Genomic DNA, 1,843 nt, shown 5'->3' with positions numbered 1-1,843 from the left:
TATGAGATCCGGATTTGCCTAGATCTCGCCCTACAGGCTTACACCAGTACAACCACTGACTGGCCCCACTACCTTCCTGCGTCACCCCATCGCTTGACTACTACCAGCCGAGGTCCCGTGCATCCACCAGCTCGTCACCCGAAGGTGATCTCGCGGCTTCAGGACGGTTAGTACAACTGATTCATCAGGGGCGATCTGACACGGGTACGGGAATATCAACCCGTTGTCCATCGACTACGCCTGTCGGCCTCGCCTTAGGTCCCGACTCACCCTGGGAGGATTAACCTAGCCCAGGAACCCTTGGTCATCCGGAGGACACGTTTCTCACGTGTCATTCGCTACTCATGCCTGCATTCTCACTCGCACAGCCTCCACAACTAGGTCACCCTGCTGCTTCTACGGCTGCACGACGCTCCCCTACCCACCCACACCAAAGGTGTGAGTGCCGCGGCTTCGGCGGTGTACTTGAGCCCCGCTACATTGTCGGCGCCCAGCCACTAGACCAGTGAGCTATTACGCACTCTTTCAAGGGTGGCTGCTTCTAAGCCAACCTCCTGGTTGTCTTCGCGACCGGACATCCTTTTCCACTTAGTACACGCTTAGGGGCCTTAGCCGGCGATCTGGGCTGTTTCCCTCTCGACTACGAAGCTTATCCCCCGCAGTCTCACTGCCACGTTCTCACTTACCGGCATTCGGAGTTTGGCTGACGTCAGTAACCTGTGAGGGCCCATCGGCCATCCAGTAGCTCTACCTCCGGCAAGAAACACGTGACGCTGCACCTAAATGCATTTCGGGGAGAACCAGCTATCACGGAGTTTGATTGGCCTTTCACCCCTACCCACAGCTCATCCCCTCAGTTTTCAACCTAAGTGGGTTCGGGCCTCCACAACATCTTACTGCTGCTTCACCCTGGCCATGGGTAGATCACTCCGCTTCGGGTCCAGACCCGGCGACTCAAACGCCCTATTCGGACTCGCTTTCGCTACGGCTACCCCCAGACGGGTTAACCTCGCCACCGAGCACTGACTCGCAGGCTCATTCTTCAAAAGGCACGCCATCACCCCACGATGAGGGCTCTGACGGATTGTAAGCACACGGTTTCAGGTACTATTTCACTCCCCTCCCGGGGTACTTTTCACCTTTCCCTCACGGTACTTGTCCGCTATCGGTCGCAAGGTAGTATTCAGGCTTACCGGGTGGTCCCGGCAGATTCACAGCAAATTCCACGGGCTCGCTGCTACTCGGGTATCCATCACAACAGGCACCACGTTTTCAGTTACGGGACTCTCACCCTCTCCGGCGGACCATTCCAGGCCACTTCACCTAACATGACACTTTCTTACTGCTGTCCAGCCAGGTAGAGCTGGAAAGATGAACCCCACAACACCACACACACAACCCCTACCCGGTATCACATGTGCATGGTTTAGCCTCATCCGCTTTCGCTCGCCACTACTCACGGAATCACTATTGTTTTCTCTTCCTGAGGGTACTGAGATGTTTCACTTCCCCTCGTTCCCTCCACACCGTCTATATATTCAACGGCGGGTAACACCACATGACTGGTGCTGGGTTTCCCCATTCGGAAATCCTCGGATCACAGCTCGGTTGACAGCTCCCCGAGGCATATCGCAGCCTCCCACGTCCTTCATCGGCTCCTTGCGCCAAGGCATCCACCGTGCGCCCTTAGACACTTACAACACACAAAACACACACCAAACACAAGACACAAACACTCTCGCATCAGCATATGCTCCATGACGAAGCGCCAAATAAAACACAACAAAATGCTTACACAGAAACATGTAAAATTACAGAAACATAACACAACAACCACACCAAA

Annotated in this window: 1 rRNA gene; it reads right to left on the bottom strand. The window is 54.9% G+C overall.

Going from position 1 to position 1,843, the window contains the following annotated elements:
• Positions 1–1,700 (bottom strand): 23S ribosomal RNA (locus tag WFK95_RS24670); the annotation flags it as partial.
• Positions 1,701–1,843 lie beyond the last annotated feature (143 nt).

Source organism: Tsukamurella sp. USMM236, assembly GCF_037148755.1.
Classification (GTDB): Bacteria; Actinomycetota; Actinomycetes; order Mycobacteriales; family Mycobacteriaceae; genus Tsukamurella.
This window is presented reverse-complemented; position numbering and strand designations above follow the sequence as displayed.